This is a genomic window from Actinomadura rubrisoli, from assembly GCF_004349215.1.
GTDB classification, from domain to species: domain Bacteria; phylum Actinomycetota; class Actinomycetes; order Streptosporangiales; family Streptosporangiaceae; genus Spirillospora; species Spirillospora rubrisoli.
This window is the reverse complement of record NZ_SMKU01000168.1, coordinates 1-20448: the sequence shown is the minus strand read 5'-3', so window position 1 is coordinate 20448 and position 20448 is coordinate 1. Positions and strand designations below refer to the sequence as shown.

Here is a 20448-nt window from a genome sequence, read left to right as displayed (position 1 = left end):
GCGTAGAGGTTGTACGGGATCGGGTGGGGCCCGGCGCGGAAGTAGGCGGAGCCGCCGTTGTCCTGGGAGATGTCGTACACCGGCGCCGCGCGGATGTGCTTTTTCATCTTGCTCTGGACGCCGGAGAAGGCGAAGGCGGGGCGGCCGAACTGCGGCAGGATGTGCAGGTCGGAGATGCGGGCGCTGCGGACGGGCCCGACGCGCCTCGGCAGCTTGGAGGAGAAGACCGCCATCAGCCGGGTCTCGCCGCCCTCGACCTGCTCGACGTAAACGATGTCGGCGGCCGACACCCCGCTCTGCGGCATGGCGGGCCGGGTGTTCTCGATCTTGACGGCGAGGACGGGGCCCCGCAGCCCCGTCTTGCCGCCGTTGAACGGGTGCGTCGCCGGGACGGCCGCGCCGGGGTCCTGGCCGCCGGAGGCGTCCGGCGGCTCCGCCCGCTTCGAGCCGTCCGAGCCGGAGCACGCCGACAGGGCGGCGCCGAGGACGAGGGCCCCGAGCCCCGCCGCCGCCCGGCCCCGCAGGGGTGTCTCCCGCGCGTTTCCCAAGATCTGAGCCTCCCTTGCGATCTGCCAGAGGGTAGCGAACGCCCTTCTGTGCGCCCGCCCACCCGGCGGTACGGACGGGCGGGCGCCGGGCGGTCAGATCCCGGGCGGATCGTCGTCGATCTCGAAGAAGCCCGGCAGCGGGGCCCTCCCGGCGAGCGGCAGCACCCGGATGAGCAGCTTGCGGCGCGCGATCCGGGCCTGGGACACCGCGTCGTTGTAGAACCGGCGGGCGTAGGCGACCTTCGCGGAGGCCGAGGACAGCTCCTCCAGGACGGCCCGTCCCTCGCCGTCGCCCTTGGCGGTGAGGGTGCCGACGAACTCCGGCTGGTCGACGACCGCGCGCAGCGCCCGCGACAGGTCGCTCTCGGCGAACTCCCGGTTGTCGGCGTCGGCGGTACGGGCCTCGTGGGCGGCGGTGGCCAGCACCAGGCTGGTGGCCGGGTCCAGGAGCCGGGACGCGGCCAGCTCCAGCGCGGCGGCGGCCCGGCGGACGAGCGCGGCGTCCAGCGCGGCCCGGGCCGTCTCGACCCGGACGTGGAGCCGGTCGAGCCGGGTGGCGCGCCACGACACGTACACGCCGACCAGGAAGACGACGGCGATCCAGAACAGGACGTCGATGATCCAGTCGTAGGTCATCGCGGGCTCCCCTACGCGCCGAGGCCGGACTCGACGACGCGGGCGCTGCCGAGCGAGACCGTCTCGTACACCCTCAGGACGTCCCGGGCGACCGAGGACCAGTCGTAGGCGCGGACGGCGGCGCGGGCCTCGGCGGACAGCTGCTTGCGCCGCGCCGGGTCGTCCAGGAGCGCGCCGGCCGCCGCGGCGAGGGCCTCGTGGTCGCCGGCGCGGAACAGCGTCCCGGCGCGGCCGCCGAGCAGCACCCGGTCGAACGCCTCGATGTCGCTGGCCAGGATGGGGGCGCCCGCCGACATCGCCTCGGCCAGCACGATGCCGAAGCTCTCCCCGCCGAGGTTCGGCGCGACGAACACATCCACCGAGTGGTAGGCCCGGATCTTGTCCTCCTCGCTGACCATGCCGAGGACGGCGACGCGGCCGCGCAGCTCGGGCGAGACCCGGGCGACCACGTCGTCGGCGTCGCCGGGGCCGGCGAGCAGCAGCCGGAGGCCGGGCCGGCTCCGCCCGAGGATCTCGAAGGCGCGCAGCAGGACCTGGAGGCCCTTGCGGGGCTCGTCCATGCGCCCGAGGAACCCGAGCGCTCCCCCGTCGCCGCCGCGGGGCGCGTCGCCGCGGCCCTGCCAGCCCGGCAGCGGCTCGGCCATCGCGTACCGCTCGGTCGCGACGCCGTTGGGGATCAGGACGGCGTCGCCGCCGAGGTGCTCGACGAGCGTGGTGCGGGCCGCCTCCGACACCGCGATCCGGCCGGTGATCTTCTCCAGGGCGCTCTGCAGGATCGGCGCGGTGACCGACACCATGCGCGACTTCTGGTAGGACGCGTGGAACGTGCCCACGATGGGGCCGTCGGCCGCCCAGCAGGCCAGCAGGCCCAGCGAGGGCGCGGCGGGCTCGTGGACGTGCAGGACGTCGAAGCCGCCCTCGTTGATCCAGCGCCGGACCCGTCCGGCCGACAGGAACCCGAACGCCAGCCGGGCCACCGAGCCGTTGTAGGGGACGGGGACGGCGCGTCCCGCCGAGACCACGAAGGGCGGCAGCTCGGCGTCGTCGTCGGCGGGGGCGATGACCGACACGTGGTGGCCGAGGGCCGCCAGGGCCTCGGCGAGGTCGCGGATGTGCTGCTGGACGCCGCCCGGGACGTTCCAGGTGTACGGGCAGACGATGCCGACCCTCATCGGCGGTTCCCGGCCAGGTCCTCGACCCAGACCTTCTGCAGCATGTGCCAGTCCTGCGGGTGCGCGGCGATGCCCTCCTGGAACACCAGCGCCATCTCCTGGGTCATGGCCTGGATCTTCTCCTGTCTGCCGCCCACGTCCGGGACCGGGATCTCCTCGTGCACGCGCGCCGCCCAGTACCGGCCTTCGTACCACAGGGTCACGGGGATGAGCGCGGCGCCGGTCTGGATCGCGAGCGCGGCCGATACGGCGGGCATCCGGGCGGTGGCGCCGAAGAACTCGACGTCCACCCCGTTGGCGGTCAGGTCGCGGTCGACGACCAGGCACACCGGGCGGCCGGCGCGCAGCCGCTGCGCCATCCGCCCGAACGCGGACGCGCCCCGGTGCGGCAGGACCTCCATGCCGAGACCCTCGCGGAACTCGACGAACCGGTCGTACAGGGACTCGGGCTTGAGCCGCTCGGCGACGGTGGTGAAGGGGTGGCCCTTGTGCACCAGCCAGGCGCCCGCGTGCTCGTAGTTGCCCATGTGGGGCAAGGCCAGGACGACGCCGCGACCGGCGTCGAGGTTGGCGAAGATCTTCTTCTCGCCGGTGATCCGCATCCGGCCGAGGATCCGCGCCCGGTCGTACTCGGGCAGCCGGAACACCTCCAGCCAGTACCGGAAGTACGAGCGCAGCACCTTCTTGCTGAGGATCCGGACCTCGTCGTCCACGGCGTCCTTGCCGAGGACGCGGCACAGGTTGCGCTCCAGCTGCCGGACCCCGGAGCCGTGCCGGTGCCAGGTGCGGTCGGCGAGGGCGGTGAACGCCAGGCGGGCGGCCCCCTCCGGCATCTTGCGGACGACCGTCCAGCCCATCGCGTACGCGGCGTCCATTACCTCATTCCGGAGCGACGCGTACGCGGAGTCGCCGGAGGGCGCTTTCATGGTCGCCGCTCCGGGCCGGTTCTCGCGGCGGGCGCGGCCGTCCCGGCCTCAGCGCCGCTCCCCGCGGCGGTCTCGGGCCCGGCGGTCTCAGCGGGCCCGGCGGGCTTGGCGGAGGGGGGCTTCGGGGACGGGTCGTCCTTCGCCTGGACGTAGACCGTGGCGAACCGCTGCCCCACCGTGACGGTGCTGAGCACGGCGAGCGCCCACAGGGCCAGGGCCAGGATGTACGGGACGCCCAGGCCGTCGAACCCGGCGGCCACCAGCGCGACGATCAGGCGCTCGGCGCGCTCGGCGATCCCGACGTCGCAGGTGTAGCCGAGGCCCTCGGCGCGGGCCCGGGCATAGGAGACCACCACGCCGGAGACCAGGCAGTAGAGGGCGACGGCGGCGAGCGCCTGCTGCCCGTCCCGGTACAGGCCGATCATGAGCCCGGAGAAGATCGCGGCGTCGGCGACGCGGTCCATCGTGGAGTCCAGGAACGCGCCGAACTTGGAGATCTTGCCGGTGACGCGGGCGACGGCGCCGTCCAGCATGTCGAACAGCACGAACGCGGTGATGACCATCGTGCCCCAGAAGAACTGCCCGCGCGGGAAGAGGACGAGCGCGCCGGCGCCGACGCCCACCGTCCCGACGACGGTGATGGCGTTGGGCGAGACCCCGGTCCGCGCGACCGCCCGTCCGATAGGGGTCAGGACGCGCCCCAGCGCGGGCCTGATTCTGTTGAGCATCGCCGTCCGTTCTCGTGGTGTCGGGTAGAGGCCCCCCGCGGGCTGTCGCAGCGCGTTCATCGTAGTGCGCGTGCCGCCCATGGGTGGTCAAGCCGGGGCCCCGCCCCCTCCGGCACCGAGAGATGACGGATGTTTGTCGTTCACCCCTTGTGATCCTGCCCGTCACGGGAAAAGGTGTTGACACGGGTGTGACGTCGGTCACGCGCGTTGGACGAGGTCGTACGCCGCACTCGGACGTCAGGGCCGGGCCCGCCGGGCCGGGCCCCAGCCGCACGCGGGCCTCCGCGCGGAGACCCGTCCGAGGAGGTAGGCATGGCGGACAAGGGAGGACACCCGGGAGCCCCCGGCAGGGCACCGGAGGCCGGCGGGTGCGACAAGGTGCGCAACGTCGCGCTGGTCGGCCATTCGGGGGCGGGAAAGACGACGCTCGTGGAGGCGATGCTCGCCGCGACGGGCGCGGTCCAGCGGGCGGGGCGGGTCGAGGACGGCACCACCGTCAGCGACTTCGACGAGGTGGAGATGCGCCAGCAGCGCTCGGTCAACCTCGCGCTCGCGCCGTTCATGTACGGGGACACCAAGATCAACCTGATCGACACGCCGGGGTACGCCGACTTCGTGGGCGACCTGCGCGCCGGGCTCCGCGCCGCCGACGCGGCGCTGTTCGTGATCTCGGCGGTGGACGGCATCGACGGCCTCACCCGGATGCTGTGGGAGGAGTGCGCGGCGGTCCAACTGCCCCGCGCGGTGGTCATCACCAAGATCGACCAGCAGCGCGGCGACTTCGACGACGTCGTGCTGAGCTGCCAGGACGCCTTCGGCGAGGGCGTCCTGCCGCTGTACTTCCCCGCCGCCGGCGGCGACGGGCTGAAGGGCCTGATCGGGCTGCTCACCCAGCGCTGCCTCGACTACTCCACCGGCGAGCGGACCGAGTGCATGCCGGATCCCCGGTACCTGGAGCAGATCGGCGAGCAGCGGGCCTCGCTGATCGAGGGGATCATCCAGGAGAGCGAGGACGAGACCCTCATGGACCGGTACCTGTCCGGTGAGGAGATCGACGTCAAGGCGCTCGTCGAGGACCTGGAGACCGCGGTGGCGCGCGGCAGCTTCTACCCGGTGCTGGCCACCTCCGTCCCGCACGGCGACCACCCCGGCCCGGTCATCGGCATGCTGGAGCTGCTGGAGCTCATCGCGCAGGCGTTCCCGTCCCCCCTGGAGCACGGGATCCCGCCGGTGACGCCGGTGAAGGGCGGGCCGCCGCGCGAACTCGGCTGCGACCCCGCCGGGCCCCTGGTCGCCGAGGTCGTCAAGACCACCTCCGACCCCTACGTCGGCCGGATCTCGCTGGTCCGGGTGTTCTCCGGGACGCTGCACCCCGACACCGTCGTGCACGTCTCCGGGCACGGCATGGAGGACCGCGGGCACGAGGACCACGACGTCGACGAGCGCGTCGGGGCCCTGACCTCCCCGCTCGGCAAGACCCAGCGCACCGCCTCGTCCTGCGCGGCCGGCGACATCTGCGCGGTGGCCAAGCTCAGCCGCGCCGAGACCGGCGACACCCTCTCCGACCCCTCCTCGCCCATGGTGATGGCGCCGTGGACGATGCCCGACCCGCTGCTTCCGGTGGCGATCCGCGCCAAGTCCAAGGCGGACGAGGACAAGCTCAGCCAGGCGCTCGCCCGGCTCGTGGCCGAGGATCCCACGCTCCGGCTGGAGAACAACGCCGAGACCCGCCAGCTCGTCCTGTGGTGCATGGGCGAGGCGCACGCGGACGTGCTGATCGAGCGGCTCAGGACCCGCTACAGCGTCGAGGTGGAGCGGGTCGGCCTGCGGGTGCCGCTGCGCGAGACGTTCGGCGGGCCGGCCAAGGGCCTCGGACGGCACGTCAAGCAGAGCGGCGGGCACGGCCAGTACGGCATCTGCCACGTCGATGTGGAGCCGCTGCCGTCCGGTGAGGGCTTCGAGTTCGTCGACAAGATCGTCGGCGGGGTGGTGCCGCGGCAGTTCATCCCCTCGGTGGAGAAGGGCGTCCGGCAGCAGATGCGGCGGGGCGTGTCGGCCGGGTACCCGCTGGTCGACATCAAGGTCGTCCTGCACGACGGCAAGGCCCACTCGGTCGACTCCTCCGACATGGCGTTCCAGGCCGCCGGCGCGCTCGCGCTCAAGGACGCGGCGGGCCAGGTGCCGATCCTGCTGCTGGAGCCGGTCGACGAGGTCGCCGTCCTGATCGCCGACGAGTACGTGGGCGCGGTCATGTCCGACCTCACCTCCCGGCGCGGCCGGGTGCTCGGCTCGGAGGCGGTGCCGGGCGGCCGCACGATGATCAAGGCGGAGGTCCCCCAGCTGGAGATCATCCGGTACGCGATCGACCTGCGGTCCCTGTCGCAGGGCACGGGCTCGTTCAACCGCGCGTTCCTGCGGTACGAGCCGCTCCCCTCGCACCTGGCCGACAAGGTCGCCGCCGACTCCAAGGACACCTAGGGAATCCGGCGCCGGGCGGGGGCGGGGCCCCCAGCGAACGAACCGCTCCCGCCCGGCGGTTCGGGGTGAAGTTCATCCTTCGGTCATCTGCCCCTCATCCCGGAGAGTGAGCCGCGGTTCGGCCGTCAGACCGACGATCACCCCGAATCTCCATGAAAGTCTGATTTGGCTATGAACGATTCGGGGAATCCGCGGCGGCCCGAGGGGCCCGGGCGCCGCAGGATCGTCAAGGGCCTCGGCATCGCCGCCGGAGGGCTGCTCGCGGGCGGCGCCGGCTTCGTGGGCGAGCAGGCATGGCAGGAGAAGGACCCGCCGACCCCCGCGTCGGCCGCGTCCGTCGACTCCTGGCAGCCGCCCGGCCGCCAGGTCGACGTGCTCTGGGCCGTCGACACCGCCCAGCGGCTCGTCGCCCTGACCTTCGACGACGGGCCGATGGAGCGGTGGACGCCGCAGGCGCTCGACACGCTGGACGCCGAGAAGGTGACCGCGACGTTCTTCGTCGTCGGCAGCCGCCTCGTCCGCAACGCGCGCCTGGTCCACGACCGCCTCGGCCGCCACGAGGTCGGCAACCACACCTGGAAGCACGACGACCTGTCCAAGATGAGCCACGCCAACGCCTACCGCTCCATCCACCGCACCCACACCGCGATCAAGGAGATCACCGGCCGGGAGGCGACGCTGCTGCGGCCGCCGTGGGGCCGGCTCGGCGGGACGACCCTGCACGTCGCGGCCGAGCACGGTTACGACCTGGCCCTCTGGTCGCTGCTGGTGCAGGACCGCCGGTACGGCGACGACCCCGCCGGGCTCGTGGAGGCCGTGGTGGACAACACCCGTCCCGGCACCATCGTGCTCGCCCACGACGTCGGCGCGCCGAGCCGCAAGGTCGCCGTCCAGCAGCTGCCCGCCATCATCCGGGGGCTGCGGGCCAAGGGCTTCGAGTTCGTCACGGTGTCGCAGCTCCGGCAGGCCGCGAGCGGCCGGGCGACCCCCGGCACGGGACACGCCGCCCCGATCACGGCGCCGTCCCCGCCGTCCCGGCCATAGTCTGACGAGATGCACCTCCCGGCCCACCGGCTCGGTGCCCGCGCGCGGCTGTGGCGCTCCCTCGCCGCCGCCGCCGGCATCGGCGCCCTGTTCTACACCAGCGCGTACGGCGCCGACGACGACTTCCCGTTCGGGCCCATGACGCAGTTCGCGTTCTCGGTCAAGAACGACGGCGGGGAGATCCACTCCCACTGGCTGGAGGCCGACACCGCGGCGGGCGCGCACGTCAAGCTGTCCATGGACGCGGTGGGGTCGGGCATGAAGCGCGCCGAGATCGAGGGCCAGATGGACCGTCTCGTCCGCGACCCGTCCCTGCTCCAGGGCATCGCGGACGGGCAGCGGCGGCTGCATCCCCGGGCCCCCAGGCTGACCAGGATCTACATCGTGAAACAGGTCCAGACGCTCAGGCACGGCAAGGTCGTGTCGACCACCAGGGCCAACCGCGTGGTCTGGAACGTGCGATGACCGCCGCGACACCCGGGACGCCCCGTCCCGTCCCCGCGCCGGACGGGGCGGACGGCCCGCGCCGGACGCCCTGGGGCCGGTGGTGGTACGGGCCGGTCCCGCGCGCCAGGATCGCCTGGCTGCGGATCATCGGGTACGTGTTCCTGCCGTTCGACATGCTGCTGCTGACCAGCAGCTCGATGGCGCACGCCCGGCTGCCCGCCGACCTGTACCAGCCGGTGCGGCTGGCCCGCTGGCTCCACCTGCCCGCGCCCACCCCCGCCGCCATGTACACGCTGCTGGTGGTGACGATCGCGGCCGGGCTCGTCGCGGCGACCGGCCGGGTCCTGCCGCGGCTGACCGGCTACGTCGCGGCCTGCGGCTACCTGTGGTGGGTCACCATCAGCATGTCCTACGGCAAGGTCGACCACGACCATCTGGCGCTGATCATCGCCCTGTTCGTCCTGCCGAGCGTGGGACGGGCCCGGATCGGCGACCAGCGGGGCTGCGAGGCGTCGGCGTGGTCGGTGCGCGGCATCCAGGTGTCGGTCGTGGCCGCCTACTTCCTGTCGGCGTGGGCCAAGGTGCGCATCGGCGGGTTCCCCGAATGGCCCAACGGCGCGACGGTGCAGTGGGCCCTGAGCCGCCGCGGGACGCCGTTCGGCCGGAGCCTCATCGGCTACCCGGTGCTGCTGAAGATCAGCCAGTGGTTCATGCTCCTGGCCGAGGCGACCTCGCCCGCGCTGCTGTTCCTGCGCGGGCGGCCCCTCTATCTGCTCGTGCTGTTCTTCGCGGGCTTCCACGCCGTCACCTACGCGCTGATGACGATCCACTTCCTGCCGCACGCCATCTGGCTGGCCGCGTTCCTGCCCCTGGAGCGCCTCACCGACCGGCTGCCCGAGCGGATCCGGGGACGCCTCGTCCCGGCGGCCACGGAGCCGGCGACCGAGCCGGAGCCGCTCCCGAGCAGCTGACCATCCGGTCACCTCGGGTCGGGCTGCGGCTCCCGCCCGGACGGCCGGTTCTTAGCTGGAGGGCTTCGGCGTCCCGGGGCGCTGGGCGGCGGGCAGCATGCACGCGGCCGTCCCCCCGGGCATCCGCCGGCGGTTGTCCGCGACGAGCCGGTAGACGGCGTGCGCGGCCCAGCTCACCGGCGGCACCCGCATGATCACGCCTAGGGCGCGCCAGGGGCCCCCGGCCGCCGTCAGCAGCCGTCCGATCGCCTCGGCGCCGCCGCTGACCCGCCCGGCCCGGTCGACCCACAGCACCTCGTGCGCGGCCCGCTCCGCCGTCGTGCCCAGCCCGTCCAGGTCGGCGAACTGGAAGGCGACGACCTCGGCCTGGACGGGGACGTACCGCTCCAGGAACCGCACCGAGGACGTGCAGAAGCCGCAGTCGCCGTCGTACACCAGCACCGGTCGCTCTCGTCGCGTCATGGCTCCATCATGCCGCCGGATCAGGCGTCCTGCGGCCAGGCGTCGGCGAGCAGCTGCCGGGTGTCGCGCAGCAGCTGCGGCAGCACCTTGGTGTGCCCGACGACCGGCATGAAGTTGGTGTCGCCGCCCCAGCGCGGGACGACGTGCTGGTGCAGGTGCGCCGCGATGCCCGCGCCCGCCACCAGGCCCAGGTTCATGCCGACGTTGAAGCCCTGCGCGCCGCTGGCCTTGCGCAGCGCCGCGAGCGAGCGCCGGGTGTAGACCGCCAGCTCCAGGTACTCCGCCTCGTCCAGGTCGGCGTAGTCGGCGACGTGCCGGTACGGGACGACCATGAGGTGGCCGGAGTTGTAGGGGTAGAGGTTCAGCACGGCGAAGACCGACCGACCGCGGGCCACGACGAGGCCCTCCTCGTCGGACATCCGTGGGATCTCGCAGAACGGGCAGCCCTCGCCCGCGCCCGTCCCCGTCGGCTTGTTCTCGCCCTTGATGTAGGCCATCCGGTGCGGGGTCCACAGGCGCTGGAAGTTGTCGGGCGCGCCCGCGCCGCCCCTCTCCTCCTCGATGCGGGGCCGGCGTTCGCTCCCGGCGTCCGCCAGGGGCACGTCGTCGCGCTCCCGCTGCACCACGGGCTTCTCCGGCTCTGCGCTCAAGGCGGCGGTCTCCTTTTGTTCACGGCCTGACCAGCAGCATAGAGAGGGACACGGGGCGGCCTGAAGCCGGGATGCCCCGCGGCGGCGGGGACGCGCCCGCAAATCCCCACTTCCGTGACGTCTCACGGGTCACTCCGACACCATGGTCACCTAACCGACCCGTGGGGAGCGATCATGGCCGAGCTCGAAAAGGGCGGCACCGGGAGCGGCGGGGAGCCGCGTCCGGAGGTCAGGTCCATGCCGTTCTTCCCGGGCAATCCCGGCCAGCCGGGACCAGGCGGGCCGGTGCCGCGGCCCGGCACGCCGCTCTCGGCGCCCACCGTGTCCCCGGCGCACTCGGTCCCCTCGGCGTCGCCGGCCCCGTCCGCGCCTCCGGCGGCCGCGCCGGCCCCGCCCGCACCGTCCGCTCCCGGCGCGCCCGGGCCTTCCGCGCCCGGGACGCACGCCCCGGTGACGCCCGGCGCGCCCCTGCACGGCGGCAGATCGTCCGGCGAGGGCACCGCCCGCGAGCCGGACGCGCCGCCCGGCGGCGGGCCGGGACCGGGGGTGGAGGGCCGCATCACGATCGAGGACGAGGTGATCGAGAAGATCGCCGTGATGGCCGCGCTGGAGGTCTCCGGGGTCGTCGCGCTGGCCGGGCCCGCCGCCGGGCGCGAGCCGGGCGATGGAGCGGGCCAGGGCGGGGGCCGGCGGCAGGGCGCGGAGGCCGTCCGCGTCCGGCTGCACGACGACGAGGTGACGCTCGACCTCGGCATCGCGGTCGGGTACGGAAGCGTGATCATGGACGTGGCCACGGCGGTGAAGGCGAACGTGGGGCGGGTCGCGGGGCTGATGCTCGGGATGCGGATCGCGGCGGTGAACGTGTCGGTCGAGGACGTCCGCATGCCCCCCGCCCGGGGATGAGGTCAGGCGACGCGGGCGTAGCAGGTCTGCATGGTCACCCCGACCGAGACCGTGGTGATCTTGACCCGCTGGACGAGGTGCGGCGGGATGTCCGTGAAGTGGAAGGCGTGCGGGGCGCCGCCCCTGACCGTGGCCTGCCGGGCCTGCGGGGCGTGCCCCTGGACGGTCACCTCGGCCCGGACGGCGCCGCTGGCGGAGACGGTGATGACGACGTCCACGCCCTTGGTGGCGACGCGCCAGTAGGCCGTCCCCTGCGGGCACCAGGTGGCCCCGGTCCCTGAGCCGTTCTGGCCGGGCATCTGGGGCCCGCCGCCCTGCGGGCCGCCGGGATCGGGTTGCCCGCTCTTGGTCCGCCGGGGCACGGGGCCGATCGGATCCACCGGCGGGACCGAGACCCCGGGAGCGACCTGCTGACCGGTCGGGACCGCGGCGCCGGGGCCCGCGGCGCCCTGGGGACCGGCGGCGCCCGTGCCGTCCTTCCCCTCGTCGACCAGCGGCCTGAGCAGCACCACGACGGCCACCACCACGAGCAGGACGGCGCCTCCGTAGCCGGCGGCCTGGCCCAGGATCGGCCGCGCCGGTCTCGTGGACTTCATCTGCGCTGTCTCCCCGGTCGTGGCACGTGACCGCCGAGGCTACCAACTCCGGGGATCGCCCACCCCCGGTCCGCGGGACCGCGTCCAGCCCGGGGACGGCGCGGGCCGTCCCCGGGCGGACGCGGCGTCAGATCTGGATGCGCGCCTCGACCGCCTTGACGATCTCCTCGACCGCCTCGCCGATCGGGACGGCGTTCTTCTGCTCGCCGCCCCGGTAGCGGAACGACACCGCGTCCTTGGCCACGTCGTCGTCGCCCGCGAGCAGCATGTAGGGGATCTTCTGCTTCTGCGCGTTGCGGATCTTCTTCTGCATCCGGTCGGACGAGGTGTCGACCTCGACCCGGATCCCTCGCTCGCGCAGCCGCTCGGCGACCTTCTCCAGGTGCGGGACGTGGGGGTCGCCGATCGGGATGCCGACGGCCTGCACCGGCGCGAGCCACGGCGGCATCGCGCCCGCGTAGTGCTCCAGCAGCACGCCGAAGAACCGCTCGATCGACCCGAACAGCGCCCGGTGGATCATGACGGGCTGCCGCCGGGTTCCGTCTGCGGCCTGGTACTCCAGCTCGAACCGCTTGGGCTGGTTGAAGTCCACCTGGATGGTGGACAGCTGCCAGGTCCGGCCGATGGCGTCCTTGGCCTGCACCGAGATCTTCGGGCCGTAGAAGGCCGCGCCGCCCGGGTCGGCCACCAGGTCGAGCCCGGACGCGTCGGCGGCCTCCTGGAGCGCGGCGGTGGCCTCCGCCCAGTCCTCGTCGGCGCCGATGAACTTCTCCGAGTCGTCCTTGGTGGACAGCTCCAGGTAGAACTCGTCGAGCCCGTAGTCGCGCAGCAGGCCGAGGACGAAGGTGAGCAGGTTCTTGAGCTCGTCGATCATCTGGTCGCGGGTGCAGTAGATGTGCGCGTCGTCCTGGGTCATGCCGCGGACGCGGGTGAGGCCGTGCACCACGCCGGACTTCTCGAACCGGTAGACCGAACCGAACTCGAACAGCCGCAGCGGCAGCTCCCGGTAGGACCGCCCGCGCGACCGGAAGATCAGGTTGTGCATCGGGCAGTTCATCGGCTTGAGGTAGTAGTCGCCCCCGTCCACCTCCATGGGCGGGAACATGTCGTCCTTGTACCAGCCGAGGTGCCCGGAGATCTCGAACAGGTTGCCCTTGGTGATGTGCGGGGTGTTGACGAAGTCGTAGCCCGCGTCCTCGTGGCGGCGGCGGGAGTAGTCCTCCATCACCTTGCGGACGACGCCGCCCTTGGGGTGGAAGACCGCGAGGCCGCTGCCGATCTCGTTCGGGAACGAGAACAGGTCGAGCTCGGCGCCGAGCCTGCGGTGGTCGCGCTTCTCGGCCTCCTCCAGGAGCCTCAGGTACTCGTCCTGCTTGTCGCGCGACTCCCAGGCGGTGCCGTAGATCCGCTGGAGCTGCGGGTTCTTCTCGCTGCCGCGCCAGTAGGCGCCGCCGCTGCGCATCAGCTTGAACGCCGGGATCACGCGGGTGGTGGGCAGGTGCGGCCCGCGGCACAGGTCCTTCCAGCGCAGGTCGCCCGACTTGGGATCGAGGTTGTCGTAGATGGTCAGCTCGCCGCCGCCCACCTCGACGTCCGCGCCGTCCGCCGCGTCCCCGACCGGGCCGCCCGCGCCCTTGAGGCCGATCAGCTCCAGCTTGTACGGCTCGCCGGACAGCTCGGCGCGCGCCTGCTCGTCGGAGACGGGCCGCCGGGAGAACCGCTGCCCCTGCTTGACGATCTCGCGCATCCGCTTCTCGATGCGCTTGAGGTCGTCGGGGGTGAACGGCTCGGCGACGTCGAAGTCGTAGTAGAAGCCGTGCTCCACCGGCGGGCCGATGCCCAGCTTGGCCTCGGGGAACAGCTCCTGGACGGCCTGCGCCATGACGTGCGCGGCCGAGTGCCTCATGATCGCCCGGCCGTCGCCGGAGCCGATCTCCACGGGCTCGACGGCGTCGCCGTCGCGCAGCACGCCGGCGAGGTCGCGCAGCTCGCCGTTGACCCGGGCGGCGATCACGGTGCGGCCGTCGGCCTCCAGCGCCTGCCCGGCGGTCGAGCCGGCGGGCACCACTCGCTCGCTCCCATCGAGGGTGATGCGCAGCTCAGACACGGTGGACACGGGTACTCCTCGGGATGGTGGGTGGGAGTCGGCGGCTTGAGATGCCTGAGATGCTATCGACTCGGGCGCCGGCCCGAGCGCGTCCGGTTCCATCGCCTGTTCCATCGCCTGCTCCTGTCGTCTCCTGGGCGAGCCCGCCGGAACGACCCCGGAAAAGCGGTGAGGCCCCGGGATCGCTCCCGGGGCCTCACCGCGTGCAATGTCAGGACATGCGGCCGTCGCGCCGGAAGTGGTCCGGCGTCGTCGTCTCGAATACGGCTCGCATGCCGCCAGTATAGCCGACGGCGAGTCAGTCCCGTACGGCGATTCCCAGCACGTGCGGGGAGGCCGGGTTGGGCGCCCGCGTCGGCGGGAACTCGAACCGCCGCTCGCCGCGGACGGTGAACCCGCTGCCGGCGATCCATTCGTCCGTCGGGCGGGACACCCGGCACCCGCCGGAGATCAGCGGCCAGACCAGATCCGCGTACCGCTGGAGCCGCACCTTCCCGGCCGTGCGCCCCCGGACGTGCTCGTAGTACCGCAGCTGCCCGCCGGGCCGCAGGACGCGCCGCAACTCGGCCAGCGCCCGGGCGGGGTCGCGCACCGAGCACAGCACGAGCGACGCCACCGCGACGTCGAACGAGGCGTCGTCCAGGTCGAGGTCCTCGGCGACGCCGGGACGGACCGAGATCGGGACGGGCGCGCCGGCGGCGGCCCGCGCGGCCAGCGCCCGCAGCCGCGGCTCGGGCTCGACGGCGACCACCTCCGCGACGGCCGCCGGGTAGTGCGGGAAGTTCGCCCCGTACCCGGCCCCGAGCTCCAGCACCCGCCCGGACGCCCCGTCCAGCAGCTCGGCGCGGTGGGCGTCCCCGCCCGCCTTGGCGGTGGCGGCGTCCAGGCGCGGATAGAGCCGGGCGAAGATCGGATGCCTGAGGTCGGTCATTCCCGCAGTCTCCGTCGCCCCGCCGATCACCGCAAGATCGCCGGCTGCCCACCCGCGCGCGGGAGTCTGTCAGGCGGTGGCCCGCAGACGGGGGACCGCTCCGCGGCGGCGGAGTTCGGGGAGGACGCCCTCGCCGAACCAGTACGCCTCCTCCAGGTGCGGGTAGCCGGACATGACGAACTCCTCGATGCCGAGCGCGGCGAACTCCTCGATCAGGTCGGCGACCTCGGCGTGGCTGCCGACCAGCGCGGTGCCCGCGCCGCCGCGCACGAGGCCGACGCCGGCCCACAGGCCCGGGTGGATCTCCAGGTCGCGGGCGGAGGGCGGGCCGGACGAGGCGCGGTAGTCCTCGTGGAGGGTGCGCATCCGCTGCTGGCCCACCGACTCGCTCGCGGCGAGGGCCTGCTGCGCCTGGGCGATGTGGGCGGGGTCGACGCCGTCCAGCAGCCGCTGGGCCTCCGCCCAGGCCGCCTCGGAGGTGTCGCGGCTGATGGTGTGCAGGCGGATGCCGTAGCGCAGGGTGCGGTCCCGCTCGGCGGCCAGCCCCCGGATCCAGTCGAGCTTGCCGGCGACCTGCGCGGGCGGCTCGCCCCACGTGAGGTAGGTGTCCACGTGGCGGGCCGCGACGGGCCCGGCGGCCGGGGACGAGCCACCGAAGTAGATCTCCGGCAGCGGCTCGGGCGGCCGCGCGACCAGGGCGCCCTCGACGCGGTAGTGCTCGCCCTCGAAGTCGAACGGCTCGCCGCTCCAGGCGCCGCGGACGACCGTCAGGAACTCGTCGGTCCGCGCGTACCGCTCGGAGTGGGAGAGGTGGTCGCCGAAGCGCCGCTGCTCGGCCGCCTCGCCGCCGGTGACGACGTTGAGCAGCAACCGCCCGTCCGATATGCGCTGGTAGGTGGCGGCCATCTGGGCGGCCAGCGTCGGGGACAGGAACCCGGGCCGGAACGCCACGAGGAACTTCAGCCGGGACGTCTCGCGCAGCAGCGCCGCCGTGACCAGCCACGCGTCCTCGCACCACGTGCCCGTCGGGGTCAGCACGGCCTCGAAGCCGAGCTGCTCGGCGGACCGGGCGACCTGGGCGAGGTAGCCGATGTCCGGCGGGCGGATCTGGTCGGCGGTGCCCTGCCGCGCCCGCGGCCGCCCCACCCCCGCCGGGACGCTGTGGCCGCCGCCGATCAGGGCGCGGCTGTCCCCCGTGGTGGGCAGGAACCAGTGGAAGCGGAGCGTCATGCGGGGTCCTTCAGGTCGTTGAAGCGGGTGTCGACGAAGTCGGCCATCGTCACCTTGCCGGGGATGAGGCCCTGGCCCTGGAACGCGTCGGCGACCTGCTGCTCGTTCTGGACGAACCGGCCGTCGAGCTTGATCAGCGTGGCCGCGCGGCGCCGGGCGGCGACCTCGGCCACCGCGACCGGCAGACCCGTGTCCTTGGCCCAGACGGCGGCCCACTCCTTGACGTGGGTGGTGGCCCAGACGAGGGCGCGCCGCTGCCGGGCGAGGTAGTCGCGCAGGGCCGCCTCCTTCGCCTTGTCCTTGAGCGTCCTGCCGGAGGCGACGATGATGTTGTAGCCGGTGGTGTAGCCGGTGCCGTCGACGAGGATGCGCCCGCCCGCCTGCGCCTCGCCCTGCGCGGTGTAGGGGTCCCAGATGACCCAGGCGTCGAGCTTGCCGGTGCTGAACGCGGCGAGCGCGTCGGGCGGCGCCAGGTACTGCGGCTGGATGTCCTTGAAGGTGAGGCCGGCCTTCCGCAGGACGGTGAGCAGGTGGTAGTGCGCCGAGCTGCCCTTGGCCGCCGCGATCCGCTTGCCCTTCAGGTCGGCCGGCGTCCGGATCGGCGAGTCCTTCGGGACCAGGACCGCCTGCCCGGTCAGCCCGATGTCGGCGGCCGCCACGATCTTGATCTTGGAGCGGGCCGCGGCGGCGAACACCGGCGGGGTGTTGCCGACCGCGCCGAAGTCGACGGCGCCGGCGTTGACCGCCTCCAGCAGCGGCGGCCCGGAGGTGAACTGCTTCCACTCGGTCCTGTACGCGACGCCGTCCAGCTCGCCCGCGGCGCCGAGCAGCGCGTGCTGGCCGCCCTTCTGGTCGCCGATCTTGAGGGTGACCTTGGACAGGTCGATCCGCCCGTCCGCGCCGATGGCGGCGTTCCGCGCGTCGTCGCCGCCCCCTCCGCACGCGGCGGCGAGCGCCGTCGCCGCGAGGGCGAGGAGCGCGAGCGACGTGCGGATCGGGGGGCGGATCCTCTTGGGGGTCATGCCGTTCCTTCGGGGGTGACGCCGAGCCGCGCGAGGAGGGTCGCGCGCAGGGCGGTGAGGTCGGGGTGCTCGCGGTGCCGGGGGCGGGGCAGGTCCACGCGGGTCTCGTGCGCGATGCGGCCCTCGTCCAGGACCAGGACGCGGTCGGCGAGCAGCAGCGCCTCGTCCACGTCGTGGGTCACCAGCAGGACTCCGGGCCCGTGCCGCTCCCACAGGTCGAGGACGAGCCGGTGCATGGTGATGCGGGTGAGGGCGTCCAGCGCGCTGAACGGCTCGTCCAGCAGCAGGAGGCCGGGGTCGCGAACGAGCGCGCGGGCCAGCGAGGCGCGCTGGGCCTCGCCGCCGGACAGCGTGAGCGGCCAGGCGCCGCCGCGCTCGGTCAGCCCCACCTCGGCCAGCGCCCGCTCGGCGTCGGCGCGCGGGTCGGCCGAGCGCAGCCCGAGCGCGACGTTGGCCCGGACCCGCTTCCACGGGACGAGCCGGGGCTCCTGGAAGGCGACCGCGACGGTCCCGGGCACCTCCAGGTCGCCCTCGGCGTCGCGGTCGAGCCCGGCCAGGGCGCGCAGCAGCGTGGATTTCCCGGAGCCGCTGCGGCCCAGCAGCGCGACGAACTCGCCGCGCCCGATGGTGATCTCGACGCCGTCCAGGACGGTCCGGTCGCCGAAGCGGCGCGTCAGCCGGTGGACGCGGGCGGCGGGCTCGCTCACACCGGGAAGCCCTTGCGCCATGTCAGCGCCCTCCTCTCCAGCAGCCGGACGAGCGCGTCCGTCAGCAGGCCGAGGACCGCGTAGACGGCCAGGCCCAGCACGACCACGTCGGTGCGCAAAAACTCGCGGGCGTTGTTGATCATGAATCCGAGGCCGGAGTCGGCGTTGACCTGCTCGGCCACGATGAGCGCGAGCCAGGCGAAGCCGAGGCTCTGGCGGAGCCCCACCAGCGCCTGCGGCAGCGCGCCCGGCAGCACGATGTGCAGGATCAGCCCGGCCCGGCCCAGCCGCAGCACCCGCGCGACCTCGGCGAGCCCGCCGTCCACGCCGCGGATCCCGGCGAAGGTGTTGAGGTAGAGCGGGAACGCCACGCCCAGCGAGACCAGGGCGATCTTGGGCGCCTCGCCGATCCCGAACCACAGGATGAACAGCGGGATCAGCCCGAACAGCGGCAGCGCGCGCAGCATCTGCATGATCGGGTCGACGGCGTGCTCGCCGAGGCGGCTGAGCCCGGCGACGACCGCGAGCCCGACGCCGGCCGCGGCGCCGACGAGGAACCCGAGCGCCGCCCGCTGCACCGACACGCCGATCGCGCCGGTGAGGGTCCCGTCCTCGATGAGGTCGAGGGCGGTGGAGGCGACGGTGGACGGCGCCGGGAGCAGCTTCTCCGCCAGCAGCCCCGTGCTGGAGGCCGCCTGCCAGGCGACGAGCAGCGCCAGGGGGCTGATCAGGCGGGCGAGCGCGGCCCGCGGCGGGCGGACCGCGCGGAGGTTCGGGCGCGCACGCGCGCGCGGGCGCCCGAGATCGAGGGACGAGGTGGACATGTCGGCGTCCTTCCGCAGATCACCAGTCTTCTGCGGACTCCGAGGCGAGCTGGACCAGCGCGCCCTCGGCGTCCACGTCGTACCGCCGCATGGACGACAGCGGCGGCGAGTACACGTGCACGCTCACGGCGGGGGCGGCCGAGGTGTTGCGCACGTCGTGGACGTAGTCGGGCCCGAACGAGCGGGCCTGCCCCGCGCCCACCTCGCGCACGGCCCGGACGCGGTGCTCCTCCAGCGCCCCGAGGGCGACCGCGAACGCGCCCGCCGAGTCGCCGTGGTCGTGGAAGCCGGTCGACTGGCCGGGCAGCCAGCTGATCACCCAGATCTCGTGGTCGGCGTCCTGGTGGATGCGCTCGTACCAGCGTCCCTGCGGGTCCAGCCGGACCCGGTGCAGCCAGTCCTCCGGGTTCTGGGCGAGCTCGCGGGCCCGCTCCGCGAGCCGCGGCGGTGCGAACGGCGAGCCCCCGCGGGTCTGTGTCCCCCGCGTGGAAGTCCCCCTCGTGGAAGCGGGCGCGGGCGTGCCGGACTTGGTCGTGACGGTCATGCAGTCGCTCCTTGCTGTGCGTCGGCGTCCTTGCTCGGTCAGCGGGACGGCCGGCGACACAGCGCGCTGGCCTGGCGGCGCAGGTCGACGTGCAGGCGTTCGTGAAGTGGGCTGGAGAACGTCACGCTTCGAGCGTGGCCCATATTCCCTATAAAGTCAATCGGGAATGATGGGTATACGCGGAACCGGCCGTGAAACCACAGCTCAGGGCTGATACCCAGGGCCCAGGTCGGATCTCCCTCCCCCGGGGCAGGCGGCCGGGGCGCCGCGCGTCTTAGGCTCGCAGTCAAATGAACGAACCATCCCGTCCCGGCTCCAACGGCCGGGCGCTGCTGCTCAGAGGGGTCCGCTCCGCCCTCGTCCCGGGCCAGGACGACCCGACCGTCACGCTGCTGCCCGAGCGGCTGGCGCTGCGGATCCCGATCCTGGTGTTCCTGACGGCGCTGACCATCGGCTTCACCGCGGGGTCCATCGCCATCCCCATCGAGGTGTACCACCTCGACGCGGAGCTCTCCTGGCCGCTCGGCGTGCTCCAGGCGACGCCGCTGGTGTTCGCGGCCCGGTGGCCACTCGCGGCCTGGCGCGCCTCGGGGATCGGCCTGCTGCTGACGGTCGTGGTCCGGCACGGCGAGGGCTTCATGCCGTGGCCGGTCACCGCGATCCTGGGCCTGGTCGTCATCCTGTTCTTCGCCGGCGTCGGCTGCGACCGGGAGACGACCATCGGCGTGGGCGCGGTCACGATCGTCGGGGCCCTGGTGCCCGCGGTGCTGGTCGGCATGCCCGGCTGGTTCGGGATGATCCTGGCCGGGATCGTGATCGTGGCGCTGACGTTCGGCGACGCGGTCGGCGGGCGCCACTCGGCCGTGGAGGAGCTGCGCCTGCGCGAGGAGCAGCACCGCCAGGACCTCGCCCGGCAGGCCGTCCTGGAGGAGCGGGCCCGCATCGCCCGCGAGCTGCACGACGTCGTGGCGCACCACATGTCGGTGATCGCGATGCAGGCCGAGGCCGCCCCCTACAAGATCCCCGACCTGCCGGACGCCGCCAAGCAGACGTTCGGGGTGGTGCGCGACGCCGCCCGCGAGGCCCTCACCGAGACCCGCCGCGTGGTCGGGCTGCTGCGCGCCGACGACGAGGGCGCCGAGCGCGCCCCCCAGCCCGGCCTCGACCGGCTGGACGACCTGGCCGCGACGGCCCGCCGCTACGGCCTCTCGGTCGCCACGGTGATCGTCGGGATGCCCCGCCAGCTGGACGTCGGAGTGGACCTGTCGGCCTTCCGCATCATCCAGGAGTCGCTCAGCAACGCGGCCCGGTACGCGCCGGGCTCCCGCGTCCACGTGGAGATCAAGTACGGCACCGGAACGCTCACGGTGTCGGTCACCGACGACGGGGCCCGCAGCACGCCGGAGGAGTCGCACGGCGGCGGCCACGGCATCGTCGGGATGCGCGAGCGCGTGACGATGCTGGGCGGCACCCTCTCGGCCGGGCCGCGGGACGGGAAGGCCGGCGGGGGCGGGGACCGGGC

21 protein-coding genes are annotated in these 20448 nt (G+C 73.6%); 6 read left to right on the top strand and 15 right to left on the bottom strand.

From position 1 onward, the window contains the following. From E1298_RS27270 to pgsA, 5 genes are all read right to left on the bottom strand, one after another. The coding region (locus E1298_RS27270) for a DUF3048 N-terminal domain-containing protein (protein WP_131898169.1) at nucleotides 1-548 on the bottom strand (548 nt) is incomplete at its 3' end. 93 nt (nucleotides 549-641) lie between these two features. Further along, entirely contained in the window at nucleotides 642-1184 is a 543-nt protein-coding gene (locus E1298_RS27265; protein WP_131898167.1) for a LemA family protein, read from the bottom strand. A gap of 11 nt (nucleotides 1185-1195) precedes the next feature. Next, complete coding sequence (locus E1298_RS27260; RefSeq protein WP_131898165.1) at nucleotides 1196-2356, bottom strand: glycosyltransferase family 4 protein; 1161 nt, start codon at nucleotides 2354-2356, stop codon at nucleotides 1196-1198. Beyond that, a complete protein-coding gene (locus E1298_RS27255; RefSeq protein ID WP_243725842.1) occupies nucleotides 2353-3231 on the bottom strand; it encodes a phosphatidylinositol mannoside acyltransferase in 879 nt (292 codons plus the stop codon). Before E1298_RS27255 ends, E1298_RS27260 begins: the two co-directional genes overlap by 4 nt. Before the next feature lie 47 nt (nucleotides 3232-3278). After that, nucleotides 3279-4010, bottom strand: a complete 732-nt coding sequence (gene pgsA / locus E1298_RS27250; protein WP_131898161.1) for a phosphatidylinositol phosphate synthase — start codon at nucleotides 4008-4010, stop codon at nucleotides 3279-3281. Between the two features lie 312 nt (nucleotides 4011-4322). Here pgsA and E1298_RS27245 point away from each other — a divergent pair, with 312 nt between their 5' ends. From E1298_RS27245 to E1298_RS27230, 4 genes are all read left to right on the top strand, one after another. After that, a complete protein-coding gene (locus E1298_RS27245) occupies nucleotides 4323-6488 on the top strand; it encodes an elongation factor G-like protein EF-G2 (RefSeq protein ID WP_131898159.1) in 2166 nt (721 codons plus the stop codon). Nucleotides 6489-6659: 171 nt separating this feature from the next. Then, nucleotides 6660-7532, top strand: coding sequence for a polysaccharide deacetylase family protein (locus E1298_RS27240; protein WP_131898157.1), 873 nt, complete (start codon nucleotides 6660-6662; stop codon nucleotides 7530-7532). Nucleotides 7533-7541: 9 nt separating this feature from the next. Further along, the gene (locus E1298_RS27235) at nucleotides 7542-7997 is read left to right on the top strand and encodes a hypothetical protein (protein ID WP_131898155.1); all 456 of its coding nucleotides are present in this window, start codon (nucleotides 7542-7544) and stop codon (nucleotides 7995-7997) included. After that, nucleotides 7994-8950, top strand: coding sequence for a hypothetical protein (locus tag E1298_RS27230; protein WP_131898153.1), 957 nt, complete (start codon nucleotides 7994-7996; stop codon nucleotides 8948-8950). The genes E1298_RS27235 and E1298_RS27230 overlap by 4 nt, the downstream gene beginning before the upstream one ends. A gap of 51 nt (nucleotides 8951-9001) precedes the next feature. Here the strand turns inward: E1298_RS27230 and E1298_RS27225 are convergent, their stop codons facing one another. Next, nucleotides 9002-9412, bottom strand: coding sequence for a thiol-disulfide oxidoreductase DCC family protein (locus E1298_RS27225; RefSeq protein ID WP_131898151.1), 411 nt, complete (start codon nucleotides 9410-9412; stop codon nucleotides 9002-9004). A 20-nt stretch (nucleotides 9413-9432) separates the two neighbouring features. After that, on the bottom strand, nucleotides 9433-10008 hold the full coding sequence (locus E1298_RS27220; RefSeq protein ID WP_424923149.1) for an HIT family protein: 576 nt from the start codon (nucleotides 10006-10008) through the stop codon (nucleotides 9433-9435). Nucleotides 10009-10236: 228 nt separating this feature from the next. Here E1298_RS27220 and E1298_RS27215 point away from each other — a divergent pair, with 228 nt between their 5' ends. Next, nucleotides 10237-10965 (top strand): Asp23/Gls24 family envelope stress response protein, encoded by a 729-nt coding sequence (locus E1298_RS27215; RefSeq protein WP_131898149.1) that lies wholly within the window; start codon nucleotides 10237-10239, stop codon nucleotides 10963-10965. A gap of 2 nt (nucleotides 10966-10967) precedes the next feature. On the opposite strand, the gene E1298_RS27210 is transcribed toward E1298_RS27215, so the two are convergent. The 8 genes from E1298_RS27210 to E1298_RS27175 all read right to left on the bottom strand — a co-directional run bounded on the left by E1298_RS27210 (nucleotide 10968) and on the right by E1298_RS27175 (nucleotide 18926). Continuing rightward, nucleotides 10968-11561: a hypothetical protein gene (locus E1298_RS27210; protein WP_131898147.1), complete on the bottom strand. Its 594-nt coding sequence runs from the start codon at nucleotides 11559-11561 to the stop codon at nucleotides 10968-10970. A gap of 127 nt (nucleotides 11562-11688) precedes the next feature. Further along, nucleotides 11689-13677 (bottom strand): threonine--tRNA ligase, encoded by a 1989-nt coding sequence (gene thrS, locus E1298_RS27205; protein WP_131898145.1) that lies wholly within the window; start codon nucleotides 13675-13677, stop codon nucleotides 11689-11691. A 289-nt stretch (nucleotides 13678-13966) separates the two neighbouring features. Continuing rightward, nucleotides 13967-14599 carry a class I SAM-dependent methyltransferase gene (locus tag E1298_RS27200; protein ID WP_131898143.1) on the bottom strand — a complete coding sequence of 211 codons (633 nt, stop codon included), beginning with the start codon at nucleotides 14597-14599 and terminating at the stop codon, nucleotides 13967-13969. A 69-nt stretch (nucleotides 14600-14668) separates the two neighbouring features. Further along, complete coding sequence (locus E1298_RS27195) at nucleotides 14669-15829, bottom strand: LLM class flavin-dependent oxidoreductase (protein WP_131898141.1); 1161 nt, start codon at nucleotides 15827-15829, stop codon at nucleotides 14669-14671. Then, a complete protein-coding gene (locus E1298_RS27190) occupies nucleotides 15826-16851 on the bottom strand; it encodes an ABC transporter substrate-binding protein (protein ID WP_131898139.1) in 1026 nt (341 codons plus the stop codon). Before E1298_RS27190 ends, E1298_RS27195 begins: the two co-directional genes overlap by 4 nt. Beyond that, on the bottom strand, nucleotides 16848-17579 hold the full coding sequence (locus tag E1298_RS27185; RefSeq protein ID WP_131898137.1) for an ABC transporter ATP-binding protein: 732 nt from the start codon (nucleotides 17577-17579) through the stop codon (nucleotides 16848-16850). Before E1298_RS27185 ends, E1298_RS27190 begins: the two co-directional genes overlap by 4 nt. Continuing rightward, complete coding sequence (locus tag E1298_RS27180; protein WP_131898135.1) at nucleotides 17555-18382, bottom strand: ABC transporter permease; 828 nt, start codon at nucleotides 18380-18382, stop codon at nucleotides 17555-17557. The genes E1298_RS27185 and E1298_RS27180 overlap by 25 nt, the downstream gene beginning before the upstream one ends. Before the next feature lie 19 nt (nucleotides 18383-18401). Next, complete coding sequence (locus E1298_RS27175) at nucleotides 18402-18926, bottom strand: cysteine dioxygenase (protein WP_131898133.1); 525 nt, start codon at nucleotides 18924-18926, stop codon at nucleotides 18402-18404. A gap of 290 nt (nucleotides 18927-19216) precedes the next feature. Between E1298_RS27175 and E1298_RS27170 the strand changes: the two genes are divergently transcribed. Continuing rightward, on the top strand, nucleotides 19217-20448 hold a 1232-nt coding region (locus E1298_RS27170; protein ID WP_131898131.1), incomplete at its 3' end, for a sensor histidine kinase.